This window comes from Streptacidiphilus sp. EB103A (genome assembly GCF_041261405.1).
In the GTDB taxonomy this organism is placed as follows: Bacteria; Actinomycetota; Actinomycetes; order Streptomycetales; family Streptomycetaceae; genus Streptacidiphilus.
Map to the genome: position 1 here is coordinate 100,564 of NZ_JBGCAQ010000005.1, position 14,645 is coordinate 115,208.

General features: G+C 70.2%; 15 protein-coding genes and 1 tRNA gene. 8 read left to right on the top strand and 8 right to left on the bottom strand.

The features are described 5' to 3' along the window. The first annotated feature begins 214 nt into the window (after positions 1-214). Positions 215-913 (top strand): winged helix-turn-helix domain-containing protein, encoded by a 699-nt coding sequence (locus tag ABH941_RS09595; protein WP_370128235.1) that lies wholly within the window; start codon positions 215-217, stop codon positions 911-913. A 40-nt stretch (positions 914-953) separates the two neighbouring features. Here the strand turns inward: ABH941_RS09595 and ABH941_RS09600 are convergent, their stop codons facing one another. Beyond that, positions 954-2,591 carry an ABC-F family ATP-binding cassette domain-containing protein gene (locus ABH941_RS09600; RefSeq protein ID WP_370128236.1) on the bottom strand — a complete coding sequence of 546 codons (1,638 nt, stop codon included), beginning with the start codon at positions 2,589-2,591 and terminating at the stop codon, positions 954-956. A gap of 77 nt (positions 2,592-2,668) precedes the next feature. Between ABH941_RS09600 and ABH941_RS09605 the strand changes: the two genes are divergently transcribed. Together ABH941_RS09605 and ABH941_RS09610 are read left to right on the top strand one after the other, a co-directional pair. Then, positions 2,669-4,039 carry a M20/M25/M40 family metallo-hydrolase gene (locus tag ABH941_RS09605; RefSeq protein WP_370128237.1) on the top strand — a complete coding sequence of 457 codons (1,371 nt, stop codon included), beginning with the start codon at positions 2,669-2,671 and terminating at the stop codon, positions 4,037-4,039. A gap of 151 nt (positions 4,040-4,190) precedes the next feature. Next, positions 4,191-5,357, top strand: coding sequence for an MBL fold metallo-hydrolase (locus ABH941_RS09610; RefSeq protein WP_370128238.1), 1,167 nt, complete (start codon positions 4,191-4,193; stop codon positions 5,355-5,357). Positions 5,358-5,386: 29 nt separating this feature from the next. Here ABH941_RS09610 and ABH941_RS09615 read toward each other — a convergent pair whose 3' ends face one another. Continuing rightward, positions 5,387-5,899, bottom strand: a complete 513-nt coding sequence (locus tag ABH941_RS09615; protein WP_370128239.1) for an ATP-binding protein — start codon at positions 5,897-5,899, stop codon at positions 5,387-5,389. A 332-nt stretch (positions 5,900-6,231) separates the two neighbouring features. On the opposite strand from ABH941_RS09615, the gene ABH941_RS09620 reads away from it, so the two are divergent. Then, positions 6,232-6,314, top strand: a tRNA-Leu gene (locus ABH941_RS09620). 130 nt (positions 6,315-6,444) lie between these two features. Here ABH941_RS09620 and ABH941_RS09625 read toward each other — a convergent pair. Both ABH941_RS09625 and ABH941_RS09630 read right to left on the bottom strand, forming a co-directional pair. After that, positions 6,445-7,137, bottom strand: coding sequence for an HAD family hydrolase (locus tag ABH941_RS09625; protein ID WP_370128240.1), 693 nt, complete (start codon positions 7,135-7,137; stop codon positions 6,445-6,447). A gap of 174 nt (positions 7,138-7,311) precedes the next feature. After that, positions 7,312-7,911, bottom strand: coding sequence for a TetR/AcrR family transcriptional regulator (locus ABH941_RS09630; RefSeq protein ID WP_370128241.1), 600 nt, complete (start codon positions 7,909-7,911; stop codon positions 7,312-7,314). 94 nt (positions 7,912-8,005) lie between these two features. On the opposite strand from ABH941_RS09630, the gene ABH941_RS09635 reads away from it, so the two are divergent. Beyond that, positions 8,006-9,169, top strand: coding sequence for an epoxide hydrolase family protein (locus tag ABH941_RS09635; protein ID WP_370128242.1), 1,164 nt, complete (start codon positions 8,006-8,008; stop codon positions 9,167-9,169). A 196-nt stretch (positions 9,170-9,365) separates the two neighbouring features. Here the strand turns inward: ABH941_RS09635 and ABH941_RS09640 are convergent, their stop codons facing one another. Beyond that, positions 9,366-10,070 (bottom strand): TetR/AcrR family transcriptional regulator, encoded by a 705-nt coding sequence (locus ABH941_RS09640; RefSeq protein WP_370128243.1) that lies wholly within the window; start codon positions 10,068-10,070, stop codon positions 9,366-9,368. A 93-nt stretch (positions 10,071-10,163) separates the two neighbouring features. Here ABH941_RS09640 and ABH941_RS09645 point away from each other — a divergent pair, with 93 nt between their 5' ends. Beyond that, on the top strand, positions 10,164-10,640 hold the full coding sequence (locus tag ABH941_RS09645) for an SRPBCC domain-containing protein (RefSeq protein WP_370128244.1): 477 nt from the start codon (positions 10,164-10,166) through the stop codon (positions 10,638-10,640). A gap of 11 nt (positions 10,641-10,651) precedes the next feature. On the opposite strand, the gene ABH941_RS09650 is transcribed toward ABH941_RS09645, so the two are convergent. Beyond that, positions 10,652-10,897 (bottom strand): glycoside hydrolase family 97 C-terminal domain-containing protein, encoded by a 246-nt coding sequence (locus ABH941_RS09650; RefSeq protein ID WP_370128681.1) that lies wholly within the window; start codon positions 10,895-10,897, stop codon positions 10,652-10,654. 16 nt (positions 10,898-10,913) lie between these two features. Continuing rightward, positions 10,914-12,821: a potassium transporter Kup gene (locus ABH941_RS09655; RefSeq protein WP_370128245.1), complete on the bottom strand. Its 1,908-nt coding sequence runs from the start codon at positions 12,819-12,821 to the stop codon at positions 10,914-10,916. Positions 12,822-13,004: 183 nt separating this feature from the next. Between ABH941_RS09655 and ABH941_RS09660 the strand changes: the two genes are divergently transcribed. Both ABH941_RS09660 and ABH941_RS09665 read left to right on the top strand, forming a co-directional pair. After that, positions 13,005-13,244 (top strand): hypothetical protein, encoded by a 240-nt coding sequence (locus ABH941_RS09660; protein WP_370128246.1) that lies wholly within the window; start codon positions 13,005-13,007, stop codon positions 13,242-13,244. Positions 13,245-13,270: 26 nt separating this feature from the next. After that, the gene (locus ABH941_RS09665) at positions 13,271-13,759 is read left to right on the top strand and encodes an isoprenylcysteine carboxylmethyltransferase family protein (protein ID WP_370128247.1); all 489 of its coding nucleotides are present in this window, start codon (positions 13,271-13,273) and stop codon (positions 13,757-13,759) included. Positions 13,760-13,781: 22 nt separating this feature from the next. Here ABH941_RS09665 and ABH941_RS09670 read toward each other — a convergent pair whose 3' ends face one another. After that, positions 13,782-14,603, bottom strand: a complete 822-nt coding sequence (locus ABH941_RS09670; RefSeq protein ID WP_370128683.1) for an SAM-dependent methyltransferase — start codon at positions 14,601-14,603, stop codon at positions 13,782-13,784. Positions 14,604-14,645 lie beyond the last annotated feature (42 nt).

Sequence of the window (14,645 nt, forward strand, 5' to 3'; positions counted from 1 at the left end):
ATGCCCTCGACCTCGAACCGTTCTGGCCGTCCAGGCAGCCGTTCCACTTCGACGAGACCTGTCGCCGTTCGACCGGCGCGCAGGTCCGCATCGAGCTCCAGGGCTGCTGCCCGGGGTTGTAGACCCCACCCCCCTGGTACGCGGACGAACCATCGCGCGCAGACGACCGCCCATGTCGCTGTCCCTTCCTGCTTGCGCGAAAGCGAGTCCTGCCATGTCGAACGTCTCACCCCTGGCCGCACCACACCTCCGCACGGTCACCTCGGTGATCCCCGCCCCTGCCGTTGCCTCTGCCGCCGCCCCGGTCGGGGGCGTGTTCCGGCTCCCCGAGGGCGCCGTGGTCACCCCCTGGCCGCAGGCGCTGTCCGCGCTGTCCGCCCTGCCCGGGATCGAGGGGCTCGCGGCCGGTGACACACCGATGGTCGGCTACCTCGTCCTGGTCCCGGCCGAGTCGGTGCCCGCCGCGGTCCGGGCCGCCGCGCTCGCCCCGGTCGCGCCGGTCACCCAGCTGCGATCGGCGCAGCCGCCCGTCCTCGCGCCGGAGCCGGCTCCCAAGCCGGCTCCCGAGCCGGAGTCCGTGCCCGAGCCGCCGCAGGCGGCGTCGCCGCAGCCGGTGCCGGCCCAGGGGCTGCACCTGGACGCGGACCGGCGCATCGCCCACATCGACGGCGAGCCGCTGGAGCTCACCTACCTGGAGTTCGAGCTGCTCACCCATCTCGCCGCCAACCCGCACCGGGTGCACACCCGGGACCACCTGGTCACCGTCGTCTGGGGCTACGGCCACATCGGCGACGGCCGTACCGTGGACGTCCACATCGCGAGGCTGCGGCGCAAGTTGGGGGCCGGCTACCGTCAGCGGATCGTGACGGTTCGCCGGGTCGGCTACAAGTACCTGCCGCCCAAGCAGGGCTGACGCAACGTCAGTCCTAGCGGGGTTCCGGGCGCCGGGCGGCTCAGCTCTCGCTGACCCGCCCGGCCTCGACGACGATCCGTCGGGTCGTCTGGACCGCCTCCAGCATCCGACGGTCGTGCGTCACCAGCAGCAGGGTGCCGGTGTAGGAGGCGAGCGCCGACTCCAACTGCTCGATGGCGACCAGGTCCAGATGGTTCGTCGGCTCGTCCAGGACCAGCAGGTTCACCCCGCGGCCCTGGAGCAGCGCCAGCGCCGCCCGGGTGCGCTCGCCGGGGGAGAGGGTCGCCGCAGGACGCAGCACATGTGCGGCGCGCAGCCCGAACTTGGCCAGCAGGGTCCGGACTTCGGCCGGCGGCAGATCGGGGACGGCCGCGCCGAATGCCTCCAGCAGCGGCTGTTCGCCGAGGAACAACCCCCGTGCCTGGTCGACCTCCCCGACCACCACCCCGGGACCGAGCGAGGACTGGCCGGAGTCCAGCGGCAGCCGTCCCAGCAGCGCGGCCAGCAGGGTGGACTTGCCGGAGCCGTTGGCGCCGGTGATGGCGACCCGGTCGGCCCAGTCGATCTGCAGGTCCACCGGGCCGAGCGCGAAGTCGCCCCGCTGGACCCGGGCCTGACGGAGGGTGGCCACCACCGCGCCCGAGCGCGGGGCCGCGGCGATCTCCATCCGCAGCTCCCACTCCTTGCGCGGCTCGTCGACCACGTCCAGGCGCTCGATCAGCCGCTGCGTCTGCCGGGCCTTGGCCGCCTGCTTCTCGGTCGACTCGGTGCGGAACGCCTTGCCGATCTTGTCGTTGTCGGGGGACTTGCGGCGGGCGTTCTTGACGCCCTTCTCCATCCAGGCGCGCTGGGTACGGGCACGCGCCTCCAGCGAGGAGACAGTGTCGGCGTACTCCTCGAACTCGGCGCGGGCATGGCGGCGGGCCCGCTCGCGCTCCTCCAGGTAGGCCGCGTAGCCGCCGCCGAAGTGGTTGACCTGCTGCTGGGCCAGGTCGAGTTCCAGCACCCGGGTGACCGTACGGGTCAGGAACTCGCGGTCGTGGCTGATCAGCACGGTGCCGGCGCGCAGCCCGGAGACGAAGGACTCAAGACGCTCCAGGCCGTCCAGGTCCAGGTCGTTGGTGGGCTCGTCGAGCAGGAACACGTCGTAGCGGCTGAGTAGCAGCGAGGCCAGTCCGGCCCGGGCGGCCTGGCCGCCGGAGAGGGCGGTCATCGCCAGGTCGAGGCCGACGGTCAGGCCCAGGTCGGCGGCGACCTCCTCGGCGCGCTCGTCCAGGTCCGCGCCGCCGAGGTCCAGCCAGCGGTCCAGCGCGGTGGCGTAGGCGTCGTCGGCTCCGGGGGTTCCGTCCACCAGGCCCTGGGTGGCGGCGTCGAGGTCGGCCTGGGCGGCGGTGACGCCGGTGCGGCGGCCCAGGAAGGCGCGGACGGACTCGCCGGGGCGCCGCTCGGGCTCCTGCGGGAGGTGGCCGACGGTCGCGGTCGGCGGGCTGAGGCGGAGCGAGCCCGACTCGGCCGTGTCCAGGCCGGCGAGCAGCCGGAGCAGGGTGGACTTGCCCGCCCCGTTCACGCCGACCAGGCCGATCACGTCGCCGGGGGCGACGACCAGGTCGAGGTCGGAGAAGAGGACACGGTCACCGTGCCCGGCGGTGAGGTCTTTGGCGACGAGGGTGGCAGTCATCAGGGGGCTGATCCTATCGGGGCGACGCGCCCTGAACGATTGCGACCGGATCTGACCGGGTGCGGCATGATCTGCGCATGGAGACGACGACATCGACATCCACGGGCGCGGCTGCGTCGACCCAACGCGGCGAGGAGGCGGTGCGTTTCACCTCTGAGCTGATCCGCATCGACACCACCAACCGGGGCGGCGGTGACTGCCGCGAGCGCCCCGCCGCCGAGTACGCGGCCGAACGGCTCGCCGAGGCCGGGCTCTCACCGGTGGTGCTGGAGTCCGCGCCGGGCCGGGCCAATGTGGTCACCCGGATCCGCGGCAGCGAGCCCGGCCTGCCCGCGCTCCTGGTCCACGGCCACCTGGACGTCGTGCCGGCCGAGGCGGCCGACTGGACCGTCCCCCCGTTCAGCGGCGAGATCCGCGACGGCGTGGTGTGGGGCCGCGGCGCCCTGGACATGAAGGGCATGGACGCGATGATGCTCGCCGTCGCCCGCGCCTGGGGGCGCGAGGGGCGCGGTCCGCGCCGGGACATCGTGCTCTGCTTCACCGCCGACGAGGAGGACAGCGCCGAGGCGGGGGCGGACTGGCTGGTGAAGCAGCACCCGGACCTGTTCGAGGGCTGCACGGAGGCGATCGGCGAATCCGGTGGCTACACCGTGCACACGGCGGCCGGGCAACGGCTCTACCCGGTCGCGGCGGGGGAGCGCGGCACCGGCTGGCTGCGGCTCACCGCGCGCGGAACGGCGGGCCACGGCTCCAAGCCCAACCCGGCCAACGCCGTGACCAGGCTCTCCGCAGCGATGGCCCGGATCGGCTCGCACAGCTGGCCGGCCCGGATCACCCCGACCGTGCGGGCCTCGCTGCTCGCGCTGGCCGCGGCGACCGGCGTCCCGCTGACCGGGCCACAGCTGGACGACCCGGACTTCGACGTGGACGCGTTCGTGGCCCGGCTCGACCCGGCCGCGGCGCGGCTGGTGGCGGGGACGCTGCGCAACAGCGCCAACCCGACCGTGCTGCGGGCCGGCTACAAGACCAATGTCATCCCCGGCCTCGCCGGGGGAGAGGTCGACGGACGCACCCTGCCGGGCCCCGGCCTCGCCGCCGAGTTCGAGGCCGCCCTGGACGAGCTCACCGGCCCGGACGTCGAGTGGAGCTACCGGCAGCAGTCGCGCGCGCTCACCGCACCCGTCGACGCTCCGCTGTTCGCGGCGATGAGCGCGGCACTGCTGGCCCACGACCCGGGCGCGCACGTCGTCCCCTTCTCGATGACCGGCGGCACCGACGCCAAGCAGTTCGCGGAGCTGGGCCTGCGGGCGTACGGCTTCTCGCCGCTGCGGCTGCCGCCCGGCTTCGACTTCCAGGGGCTGTTCCACGGGGTCGACGAGCGGGTGCCGGCCGACGCCCTGGCCTTCGGCGCCGCGGTGCTGGACGACCTCCTGAGCACAGTGGGGTAGCGCGGCAGCGGAACCATCGCCACCGCAGGACCGTTTGCCGGGCAGCGGGGCCGTACGTTCGGTCGGCCCGCAGGACGCGGTGTGCCGCAGGGCACCGCAGCACTCAGTGCTCAGTGGGCAGTGCTCAGTGCTCAGGAGAGGTGGCAGTTTCATGGGGCGGATGCGAGCAGCGGGCGCCGCGCTCGGTGCGGTCGCGGTCGGCGCGGTCGGGGCACTGGCCTGGGCCGCGCGCGACATGCCGGCCGCCTTCGGCGGGGACCCGACCAAGGGAGCGCGCGGGGACCGCATACGCCTCTCGCCACGCTACCGGGACGGCGTCTTCCACAATGTGCACGAGCCGGCGTCGCCGGCGCAGCAGGGTCCCAGCGCTGTCGGCATTCCGCAGATCGCCAGGGAGATGCTGTTCGGCGAGGAGAAGGACGCCAGGCACCCGTCGCTGCCCATCCCGCTGGTCCGCGACGGCATCCCGAAGGGGGAGTCGGACGGTCAACTGGCCGTGACCTGGCTCGGGCACTCCACCGCGCTGCTGGAGATCGAAGGCAAGCGCATCCTGCTCGATCCGGTGTGGAGCGAGGGCTGCTCCCCGTCCCAGTCGGTGGGGCCGCGCCGGATGCACGAACCGCCGGTCCCGCTGGCCGACCTGCCCCCGGTGGACGCGGTGGTGATCTCCCACGACCACTACGACCACCTGGACATGCGCAGCGTCCGCGAGCTCGCCCGGACCCGGCCCGAACTGCGCTTCGTGGTGCCGCTCGGGGTGGGCGCGCACCTGGAGCGCTGGGGCATCGGGCCCGAGCGCTTCGACGAGCTGGACTGGGAGGAGGAGGTCGACCTCGGCGGAGTGCGGGCTGTCTCCACCTCGGCCCAGCACTTCTCCGGCCGCGGCTTCGCCAACGACGGCACGCTGTGGAGCTCCTGGGCCTTCATCGGCGCCGAGCAGCGCGCCTTCTACAGCGGTGACACCGGCTACTTCGAGGGCTTTGCCGAGACCGGCGAGCGGTACGGCCCGTTCGACCTGTCGCTCGTTCAGATCGGCGCCTACAGCGACCACTGGCGCTCGGTCCACATGACGCCGGAGGAGGGCGTGAGCACCCACCTGGACGTCAACCGCGGGAGTGGTGACCCCGGGTCGGGGCTGCTGGTGCCGGTGCACTGGGGTACCTTCGTACTCGGACTGCACGCCTGGTCGGAGCCGGTCGAACGGCTCTGCGCGGACGCCGACGAGCGCGGGGTGCGGGTGGCGGTGCCGAGGCCCGGCGAGCGGGTCGAGGCGGCGCGGGCGCCCAAGCTGGACCACTGGTGGCGGGCGGTGGCGTAGCAGGGCGCCGGGAGTTTACCGCCGGGGGCCTACCCCGTCCTCGGCAGCGGCAGGGAGGCCCAGACCACCTTGCCGCCGTCCGCGGTGCGCTCCACGTCGCACACCCCGCCGGCCTCCATGGTGATCGCCTTCACCAGCAGCAGCCCGCGACCGCCGGTGCGGGCGAAGTCGTTCTGCAGCGCCTTCGGCCGGTAGGGGTGGCTGTCCTCAACCGACAGCCGCACCCAGCCGGAGCCGATGACGACCTCCACCACGATCTGCGGGGAGAGCAGCGCGGCGTGCTTGACGGCATTGGTGACCAGCTCGGAGATGATCAGCAGCATCCCCTGCAGCAGCTCGTCGTGCCGCGCGTCCCCGAGCCCCTGCGCCATCAGCAGATCCCGGATCGCGTGCCTGGCCTGCGGGACGGAGGCGTCCACGGCGGGTGCGGCGAACCGCCAGACACCCTCGACCCCGAGGATCTCGGGAGCCGAGCCGGAGCTGGAGCTGGAGCCTGCACCGCTGATGCCGGGATCGGGAGGGACGTCTCCTCGGACATGCATCTCTGTGCCGCCATCCTCTGCACTGTGCCGCGCGTCGGCGCCTCCGGCCGCGCCGATCGACTCATCCGATATGAGACAACGTCGGAGCGGACCGGGTCGCGCTCTGCACGAAAATTGTCGTTTTGTCGCCGCAACATGATTGGCTCCGACCGAATCACGGTCGCTTCACGTCACATCCCGACACCGCCCGCCCCCTCCGTTGCCCGCCCCGGACCCGGCTTGGCCTCGTCCTGGCCCCGCCCGCGACCAGGCAGCGCGGCGGTCAGAAGCACCCTGTTTTCTTGGTATTGTTTCCCTCGTCACCGCGACGGCAACGGCGCGATGACCACCCGGTCCGGGTGGCGGAATGGCAGACGCGCTAGCTTGAGGTGCTAGTGCCCTTCGGGGCGTGGGGGTTCAAGTCCCCCCTCGGACACACACACTCGCTCTTGGTTGATGATCATGGGTGCTTCGCAACGCACGTGATCACGCCAAGGCCGTACCGCTGTCCGGTGAACGGCAAAATGCCACGGTCCTGGATCGTCGATCTCTCCGAAGTCCGTCGGCTACAGGGACCCGAGCAGGCCCAGGGCCGATGCCAGTCCGCCCGGGCGCTGATCGACCGGCAGGTGGTCGACGAAGTGCACCGGGCACCCAAGGGCCTGCGCGCCGCCGTCCGCGATGCGGTCGTCGCCGACCATGAGCACATCGGCGGGTGCAAGGCCGAGCCGGTCGCAGGCGGCCCTGAAGATCGCCGGGTCGGGCTTCTGCGTGCCCAGCTCGAAGGAGAGCAGGTAGGCGTCGACCAGGTCGTCCAGTCCGTGCGCGCGGAAGATCGGCCGAAGGTCCCATCCGATGTTGCTCACCACGGCCACCGGAAGCCCTCGCCGACGCAGTTCACGCAGTGTCGGTTCGGTGTCCGGGTAGGGCCGCCAGGCGGTGGACGTCATGTGGCGGTCGTAAAGCGCCTGCGCCAACTCCGGCAGGCCGGCCTCCCGGGCCAAGGCGGTGTAGGCGGCATGGTGTTGATCGGCGCTCAGGTCCCGCTCGCGCCAGAGTGCTTCGAGGTGTGTGGGCACGTGCAGTGGCGCCGGTCCGCCTGGCAGTGCTCCGTACTGCGTCAGCCGCTGCACCCGGTAGGTGAATTCCTCGTCGGCCAGACGGATGCCGGCCGCCGTCAGGACGGCGCCGAGCCACTCCTCGGTCGACTCGATGCGCAGCAGAGTGCCGGAGAAGTCGAACATCACTCCTTTGATCATGTCGTGATCGTACTGGTCAGCCACAGGCTGACGATCCGTGGGAGGTAAGGCCATGTAGGACGTTCTCGTATACCCGGACAGGGCTGGACAACATTCGGACGGCCTCGGGCGGGGTGCGGTGACGGTGTCGTGTCCGGAGCAGGACGATCCGCGGCTCCGTTCGAGTGCTGCGGGTCAGGGCTGGTCGCCCACGAGAGCGATTGCGCGGGTCTGGGGAACTCCCAGCATCAGCAGGCTCGTGATCGTCGCTGCTCGGGCGCCGAGGGTCCCGTTCGACGGGTCGTTGTCCGCGATGGCGAACACGATGCCGTAGGCGACCTGGCTCAGAATGCCTGCGGGCAGGTGCTGTGCGAACACGTCGCTGTCCTGGCCCTGTTTCACGAGGTCGGCGAGGAGCTCGTCGACCGGCCCGAGCAGGCCGTGGATCGTCTCGCCGTACTCGCCACGGCGCAGTGCCAGCAGCACTCGGTACCGGTGCGCCACCGGCCAGAGGCGGGCGATGAATTCGACCCACTTCGCGTCCGCTTCTGCGTCGGAGGCGTTGACTTCGGTGAGCACGGCTGTCATCTCGGTGACGGCCCGTTGCGTGAGGGTCCGAACCAGGTCGAGGCGCGAGGGGAAATGGCCGTAGACCGTGCGACGGACGACGCCGGCAGCGGCGGCGATGTCGCCCATTCCGGCGTCGGGGTTCTCTGCCAGCAAAGCGAGGGCGACGTCGAGGATGCGGTCGCGTGTCTCGTTCGTCGAGCGCACGCGGGAGGACTGGGTGGGCACGACACCATTGTTGCACACCGGTGTGCAGTGAAGTAGATTGCACACCAGTGTGCAACGGAGAGTTGCGCTGTGCTTCGAAGCTCAGGAGAGGGCAATGACCGCACCGACGCCGCCGACCTCGACCCTCGTCCGCCCGTTCACCGTCTCGATCCCGGATGCGGAGATCGACGACGTGAAGCAGCGACTGGCCAGAACTCGATGGCCGGATCCGGAAACGGTGGGCGACTGGTCGCAAGGGGTCCGCGTGGAGAACGCCAGAGCTCTGGTCGACTACTGGGAGCGCGGCTACGACTGGCGGCGCTTCGAGTCCGAGCTCAACCGCTTCCCCCAATTCCTGACCGGGATCGATGGGCTGGACATCCACTTCATCCACGTCAGGTCCAAGAATCCCCATGCGATGCCGCTGATACTCACGCACGGATGGCCGGGCTCGATCGTCGAGTTCCTGAAGCTGATCGGCCCGCTGACGGATCCGGTTTCGTTCGGAGGGGACGCCGCCGATTCATTCGACGTCGTCGTCCCGTCGCTGCCCGGGTTCGGGTTCTCCCAGAAGCCCACCGAGACCGGGTGGACTGTGTCGCGCATCGCAAGCGCGTGGGCGGAGCTGATGAAGCGTCTCGGCTATACGCGATGGGCCGCGCAGGGCGGCGACTGGGGTGCCGTCGTCACCACCGCCCTCGGGGCCATGCAACCTGAGGGGCTGCTCGGAATTCATCTGAACACCCAGTATGCCTTTCCCGCTCAGATACCTGACACCTTGTCACCCGAACAGCGCCACGCCGTGGAGACCCTCGCCCTCTACACCGGCGATCTCGGTGGGTCGAACCATCTTCAGGGCACGAAGCCGGAGACTGTCGGATTCGCCCTGGCGGACTCTCCCGCTGGTCAGGCAGCCTGGATCTACGAGAAATTCCAGTCCAAGACCGACAACCACGGGCTCGCCGAGGACGCCCTCAGCATGGACGACATGCTCGACGCAATATCCCTGTACTGGTTCACCAACAGCGCAGCGTCGTCCGGCCGTATCTACTGGGAGAACAGATCGGCCACCCTTGCCGGCCCGAAGCTGACGCTTCCGGTCGCGGTGACCGTCTTCCCGAGGGACATCCCGCGCCTGCCACGAAGCTGGATAGAAGACACCTACAGCAATCTGATCCACTACGGCGAGGCCGACAAGGGCGGGCACTTCGCAGCATTGGAACAGCCCGGGATCCTGGTCAGCGAAATCCGCACCGGCCTGCGCCCCCTTCGTTCCTGACGCCAACGCGCGAGCTCAGGAGCGCACGCGCATCACTCGGGCTTCAGTGGATGCCGTCGCTCTCCCACAGGAGCGAGGCGAGCTCGTTCGGCAGCGGACGGCCCAACTGTTCCTGGGTGCTGGACCGGTGCCCGGACCCCACCACACGTCTGACGGTCAACAAGTAGGTTGGTCCGAGTCCGGGCGTCGGGGTCGGCTACGTGCTGGGCGCGAACGTGTTCAGTCCGGCGTCGATGAGCCGGGCTGCGCGTTGTACGTCGACGCTGACCGCGTCGTGCAGTTGCTCAGGGGTCCGGGTGCGGTTCAGGTGTCGGCGTAGCGCCTGGAACTGGATGGGCCACAATCCGATCAGCGCGGTGGCTGCGATCTGCGTTTCTGGCTCCTCCGGGCTCCTCCCGGTGCGCCCGGCCAGGACCTCGGCGGCTACGGCGACCTGTCGGTCGGCCATGTCGCGCTGGTAGGCCCGCAGGGACGGGGTGGACCAGGTCAGCATGCCGAACCGCAGAAAAAGCGCCTTGGCCTGGGTCAGGTCGTCCTGCGCGGCCAGCCAGGACGTGATGGCCGCCAACTCGTCGGACAGGATCTCCAGCACCGCCTGGACCGGCGACAGTCCCGCATCGGTCAGGGTGGTGCGCAGCGAGTCCAGCGTGGTCTCGCCCAGGTCCAGGACGAGCGACTCCTTGGTCGGGAAGTAGTTGAACACCGTCTTCTCCGACACCCCGCACGCGTCGGCGATCTCCGCGACACGCACTGCGTCGAAGCCCCGTTCCATGAACATCTCGGTGGCCGTGTCGGACAGTTGCTGGCGCAGCTGCCGCTTCTTGCGCTCCCGCAGGCCCTCGGGGGCGGGCTCGCTCTCGCGGCGGCGCAACGCCGTCCAATCCACTGTGCGCTGACTCATGCGACCAGCATAGTCCAGCCGCCCTATATTTTCTGCTACAGTAAGTTTTTAGGCACTGTAAATAGTGACGGTCCAGTAACGGACGGAGCCATCATGAGCGCCATCCACATCATCCGCGACTACCCGCATCCCCCCGAGCGCGTTTGGCAGGCAGTGACAGACCCGGGGCTGGTCCCGCTGTGGACCGCGACCGGCGCCGGAGGCAGGCCGGAGGGCTTCGACCTCACCGTGGGCACGAAATTCCAGCTCATCGCCAAGCCCAAGCCGGGCTGGAACGGAATCGTGGACTGCGTCGTGCTGGAAGTCGACGCCCCACGTCTGCTGCGCTACTCCTGGACCGACAACGGCGGCGGGGAGACCACCGAGGTCGTGTACCGCATCGAGCCGTACGCCGACGGAACGCGCTTCACCTACGACCACACCGGCTTCACCGGGATCGGCGGCCTGTTCATGTCCATGCTTCTGGGCCGGGTGCGCACCAGGATGCTCACCATCGGCCTGCCCCCGGTGCTCGACCAGCTCGACGACGCCGGTCGACTGCGTCCCGGAAGCCCCCTCAAGAGCGGGTGAGGTCGACCCCTTCAGCTCGTCGGCTCGAGGACGACCGCTTGGCCGCCCGCGCCGGCCAGCGCCATGCTGAGGGCGGTCGTCGAGGTGACGGTCTGCGAGCGGACGACGACCAGGGTTGCGTACGGGCTCGCTCCCGGCGTTCCGTCGGCGTAGATCGTCGCGGTGTAGTTTCCGCTCCCGAGGAAGGAGAGCGGGACGGAGAGGGGGCGGGCGGTCTCGTTCCGTGATGATGAGTCGTCAAGACTCTGGGGCTGCAGCTTTCCTGCACAGCTACTAGACCTCGATGTGCGACCCCATGATGACGGTGCGGTCGCGGGGGAGACCGAAGTACTCGGCGGCGTCGGCGGTGATGTAGGAGGTCGCGATGAACAGGCGCTTGCGCCAGAGGGCCATGGTCGAGGCCTTCCCGCAGCGGAGCTCGATCTTCGACAGGAAGTAGGACGCCTGGTCGAGTTGCAGCTGTCCTTCGGTGTCGGCGGGGTCGAGCAGGGCCAGGGCGGCGGCCACGTTCGGGGTCTCCATGTAGCCGAAGCGGGCCGTCACGTGGATGATGCCGTCCTCGCCGTAGCCGAGGTTGTCGACGGTGACCCGCTGTTCGTCCGGGACGCGGGGCACCGTCTCGGTCTCGATGGAGAGGATCACCACCTGCTCGTGGCGCACATGGTTGTGCTCGACATTGGCCCGCATGGCCAGCGGTGTGGTCTGTGCGCCACGGTTCAGGAAGACGGCGGTGCCGGGCACCCGGGCCGCCGGGAGCTCCCGGAAGTGCAGCTGGTCGACGAACTCGCGCAGCGGGCCCTCGTGCCGTTCCCGCTCGGCGGTGACGATCTGGCGTCCGTGCTGCCAGGTCGTCATGACGGTGAACGCGGTGAAGCCGATCAGCAGCGGCAGCCAGGCGCCGTGGACCAGCTTGGTGACGTTGGCCGCCACGAACAGCAGGTCCACCGTGAGCAGCAGGGTCGCGCCGACGGCGACCAGCCAGACCGGCGTGTGCCAGCGCGAGCGGGCGATGTAGAAGAACAGCAGGGTGGTGATGGTGATGGTTCCGGTGACGGCCATGCCGAAGGCGAAGGCCAGCGCGGCGGAGCTGCGGAAGGCGAAGACCAGGGTGAGCACGGAGACCATCAGCAGCCAGTTGATCCAGGGAACGTAGATCTGGCCCACGGTGGACTCTGAGGTGTGCTCGATGCGGAGCCTGGGCAGATAGCCGAGCTGGGCCGCCTGGGAGGCGACCGAGTAGGCGCCGGTGATCACCGCCTGGGAGGCGATCACGGTGGCCGCGGTTGCAAGGATCACCAGCGGCAGTCGGCCCCAGCCCGGGGCGAGCAGGAAGAACGGGCTGCTGATGTTGCGCGGGTCGGCGAGGATCAGAGCGCCCTGGCCGAGATAGCTCAGCACGCAGGCGGGGAAGACGAGAATGAGCCAGGCACGCGTGATGGACCGGCGGCCGAAGTGACCCATGTCGGCGTAGAGCGCCTCGGCCCCGGTGACCGCGAGCACGACCGCGGCCAGGGCGAAGAACGCGGTGCCGAAGTGGCCGACCAGGAAACCCAGGGCGTAGCTCGGCGACAGCGCGCGCAGGATCTGCGGGTGGTCGACGATCCCGTTCACGCCGCAGGCGCCGATGACGGTGAACCAGGCGATCATCACAGGGCCGAACAGCCGGCCCACCGCCCCGGAGCCGCGCCGCTGCACCAGGAAGAGCACCACGATGATGGCCGCGGTGCCGGGCACGACGACGCTCGCCAGTGACGGTTGGACGACCTTGAGCCCCTCCATCGCGGACAGCACCGAGATCGCCGGAGTGATCATGCTGTCGCCGAAGAAGAGCGACGCGCCGAAGATGCCCAGCGCCGCGAGGACGGCGGTGGTCCGCCGCCCGCGGGAGGAGGCGGACCGTCGCAACAGGGTGATCAGCGCCATGATCCCGCCCTCACCGTCGTTGTCGGCACGCATGGCCAGCAGGACGTAGGTGACCAGGACGATGATCACTACCGACCAGAACACCAGCGAGACCACCCCGTAGACGTTGTCGGCGGAGACCGGGACGGGGTGCGGGTCGTTCGGGTCGAAAACGGTCTGCAGGGTGTAGATGGGACTGGTCCCGATGTCGCCGAAAACCACCCCGAGGGCGCCGATCATCAGCGCGAGACCCGCCGTTCCGTGTCGGCGTTCGGCCATGGCGGTTCCTCCGTGGGGATGTTCTTGTGCTGTCCAGGTACTGCGGACGATACCGATCATCCCTGGCACGGGTGGGCAGCACGCCGCCGGCCCGGATCACGGCGCCCGGCCAGCAGCAGGGCAGGTACCCGAGCCGGGACGGCAGGTGTGGCCGGACCGCCCCAGCAGGCGGATGCTGGGGGTATGAACGAGTACTCCAGCATCACGATCACGGTGCGGGAGGCCGGGCCGGATGCGCCGTGCCGCCTTGCGGCACAGGTGTGCGATCGTCCCGGCCATGCGGTCGCCCCGGATGTGTCCGTGGCGATCCTCAAGGACGTGGCATCCCTCGCCGCTCGCTACCGGGTGCGCCCGGACCGGATCGCCTACGAGGGCGAGGCGGAACGGATCATCGAAGCGAACAGTGAGGGCTCCCCGGGCTGACCTCGGCCGGGCGGGAGGAACTGGGTGTGAGCGTCCCCGAGCAGGAGCAGGAGAACACCGGCGGCGGTGCACGGGTGTTCCCCGTTCCGCCACCGCTGTACTTCGCCGGCGGATTCGCCGCCGGTATGGCGCTGCATCACAGGGTGCCGCTTCCGCTCGGCGGGCGGCCGGTTACCGGCGTGCTCGGCGCCGTGGCGGTCGCCGGGGGCGTTGTGCTGGCGGCGGGCGGTGCCCGGGAGATCCTCCGGCGGCGTACCACGATCGTGCCGCACCACGCCGTGTCCACGCTGGTGACCACGGGGGTCTACCAGGTCTCGCGGAACCCGATGTACACCGGGCTCGCTCTCGTCCACGGCGGTGGTGCACTGCTGGCGGGGTCGTGGTGGCCGCTGATCGACCTGCCCCTGGTGCTGTTCGCGGTGCGGCGGCTGGTCATCGAGCCGGAGGAGGAGTACCTCGCCTCCCGGTTCGAGGAGTACGCCGAGTACCGGCGCAGGGTCCGGCGCTGGCTCTGAACGTGACAGCCCCGGCGATGCGCTACGGCTTGCGGGCGAGGCCCGCGTAGGCCATCACTTCGTGGTCCTTCAGCACCGGGCCGTCGTCCAGGTCGGGATGCCAGCGGTTGATCAGCACCACGCCGGGCTGGTCCAGTTCCAGGCCGACGAAGAACCGCTCCACCTCCGCGTGCGTGCGCAGGTGGTTCTCGATGCCTGCCTCGCGGTAGCGCTGGGACGCGATGGCGGCCTGCTCGGGTGCGGAGTCAGCGGTGCCGGCGGTCAGCGCGAGGAGACTGCCGGAGGGCAGGGCGTCCATCAACTGGGCGACGAGCGGATGGACGGCCTCGTCGGACAGGAAGTGCACGATGTTGATCAGGGTCAGTGCCACCGGCCGGGCCAGGTCCAGGGTGCCGCGCAGCGCCGGGTCGGCGAGGAGCCTCGCAGGGTCGCGCAGGTCGCCGTCGACGTACGCGGTGCGGCCCTCGGGCGTGCTGGTGAGCAGGGCACGCGCGTGGGCGAGCACGATCGGGTCGTTGTCCACGTACACGATCCGGGAGGCCGGAGTGATGCCCTGGGCGACCTCGTGCAGGTTGGGCGCGCTGGGGATGCCGGTGCCGATGTCCAGGAACTGCCGGATGCCGTGCACCTCTGCCAGGCGGCGGGTCATGCGGTGCATCACCGCGCGGGCGGCGCGGGCGGAGTCGCGCGACCCGGGCCACTCCGCGATGATCTTCTCACCCGCCTCGCGGTCGGCGGCGAAGTTGCTCTTCCCGCCCAGCATGTAGTCGTAGACCCGGGCGGGGTGCGCACGGTCGGTCTGCAGGTCGACCGTCGGTATCGGGTCGTCCCAGGTCGGCTTCATCCAGGAGGGCACCTCGGACCTCGCCACCCCACAACCTCCACT

Coding starts and splice junctions, on each gene's coding strand:
- ABH941_RS09660 (WP_370128246.1), top strand. CDS start 13,005: ATGAACGAGTACTCCAGCATCACGATCACGGTGCGGGAGGCCGGGCCG.
- ABH941_RS09615 (WP_370128239.1), bottom strand. CDS start 5,899: ATGCATGTCCGAGGAGACGTCCCTCCCGATCCCGGCATCAGCGGTGCA.
- ABH941_RS09605 (WP_370128237.1), top strand. CDS start 2,669: ATGGAGACGACGACATCGACATCCACGGGCGCGGCTGCGTCGACCCAA.
- ABH941_RS09670 (WP_370128683.1), bottom strand. CDS start 14,603: ATGAAGCCGACCTGGGACGACCCGATACCGACGGTCGACCTGCAGACC.
- ABH941_RS09610 (WP_370128238.1), top strand. CDS start 4,191: ATGGGGCGGATGCGAGCAGCGGGCGCCGCGCTCGGTGCGGTCGCGGTC.
- ABH941_RS09600 (WP_370128236.1), bottom strand. CDS start 2,591: ATGACTGCCACCCTCGTCGCCAAAGACCTCACCGCCGGGCACGGTGAC.
- ABH941_RS09595 (WP_370128235.1), top strand. CDS start 215: ATGTCGAACGTCTCACCCCTGGCCGCACCACACCTCCGCACGGTCACC.
- ABH941_RS09645 (WP_370128244.1), top strand. CDS start 10,164: ATGAGCGCCATCCACATCATCCGCGACTACCCGCATCCCCCCGAGCGC.
- ABH941_RS09640 (WP_370128243.1), bottom strand. CDS start 10,070: ATGAGTCAGCGCACAGTGGATTGGACGGCGTTGCGCCGCCGCGAGAGC.
- ABH941_RS09625 (WP_370128240.1), bottom strand. CDS start 7,137: ATGATCAAAGGAGTGATGTTCGACTTCTCCGGCACTCTGCTGCGCATC.
- ABH941_RS09655 (WP_370128245.1), bottom strand. CDS start 12,821: ATGGCCGAACGCCGACACGGAACGGCGGGTCTCGCGCTGATGATCGGC.
- ABH941_RS09635 (WP_370128242.1), top strand. CDS start 8,006: ATGACCGCACCGACGCCGCCGACCTCGACCCTCGTCCGCCCGTTCACC.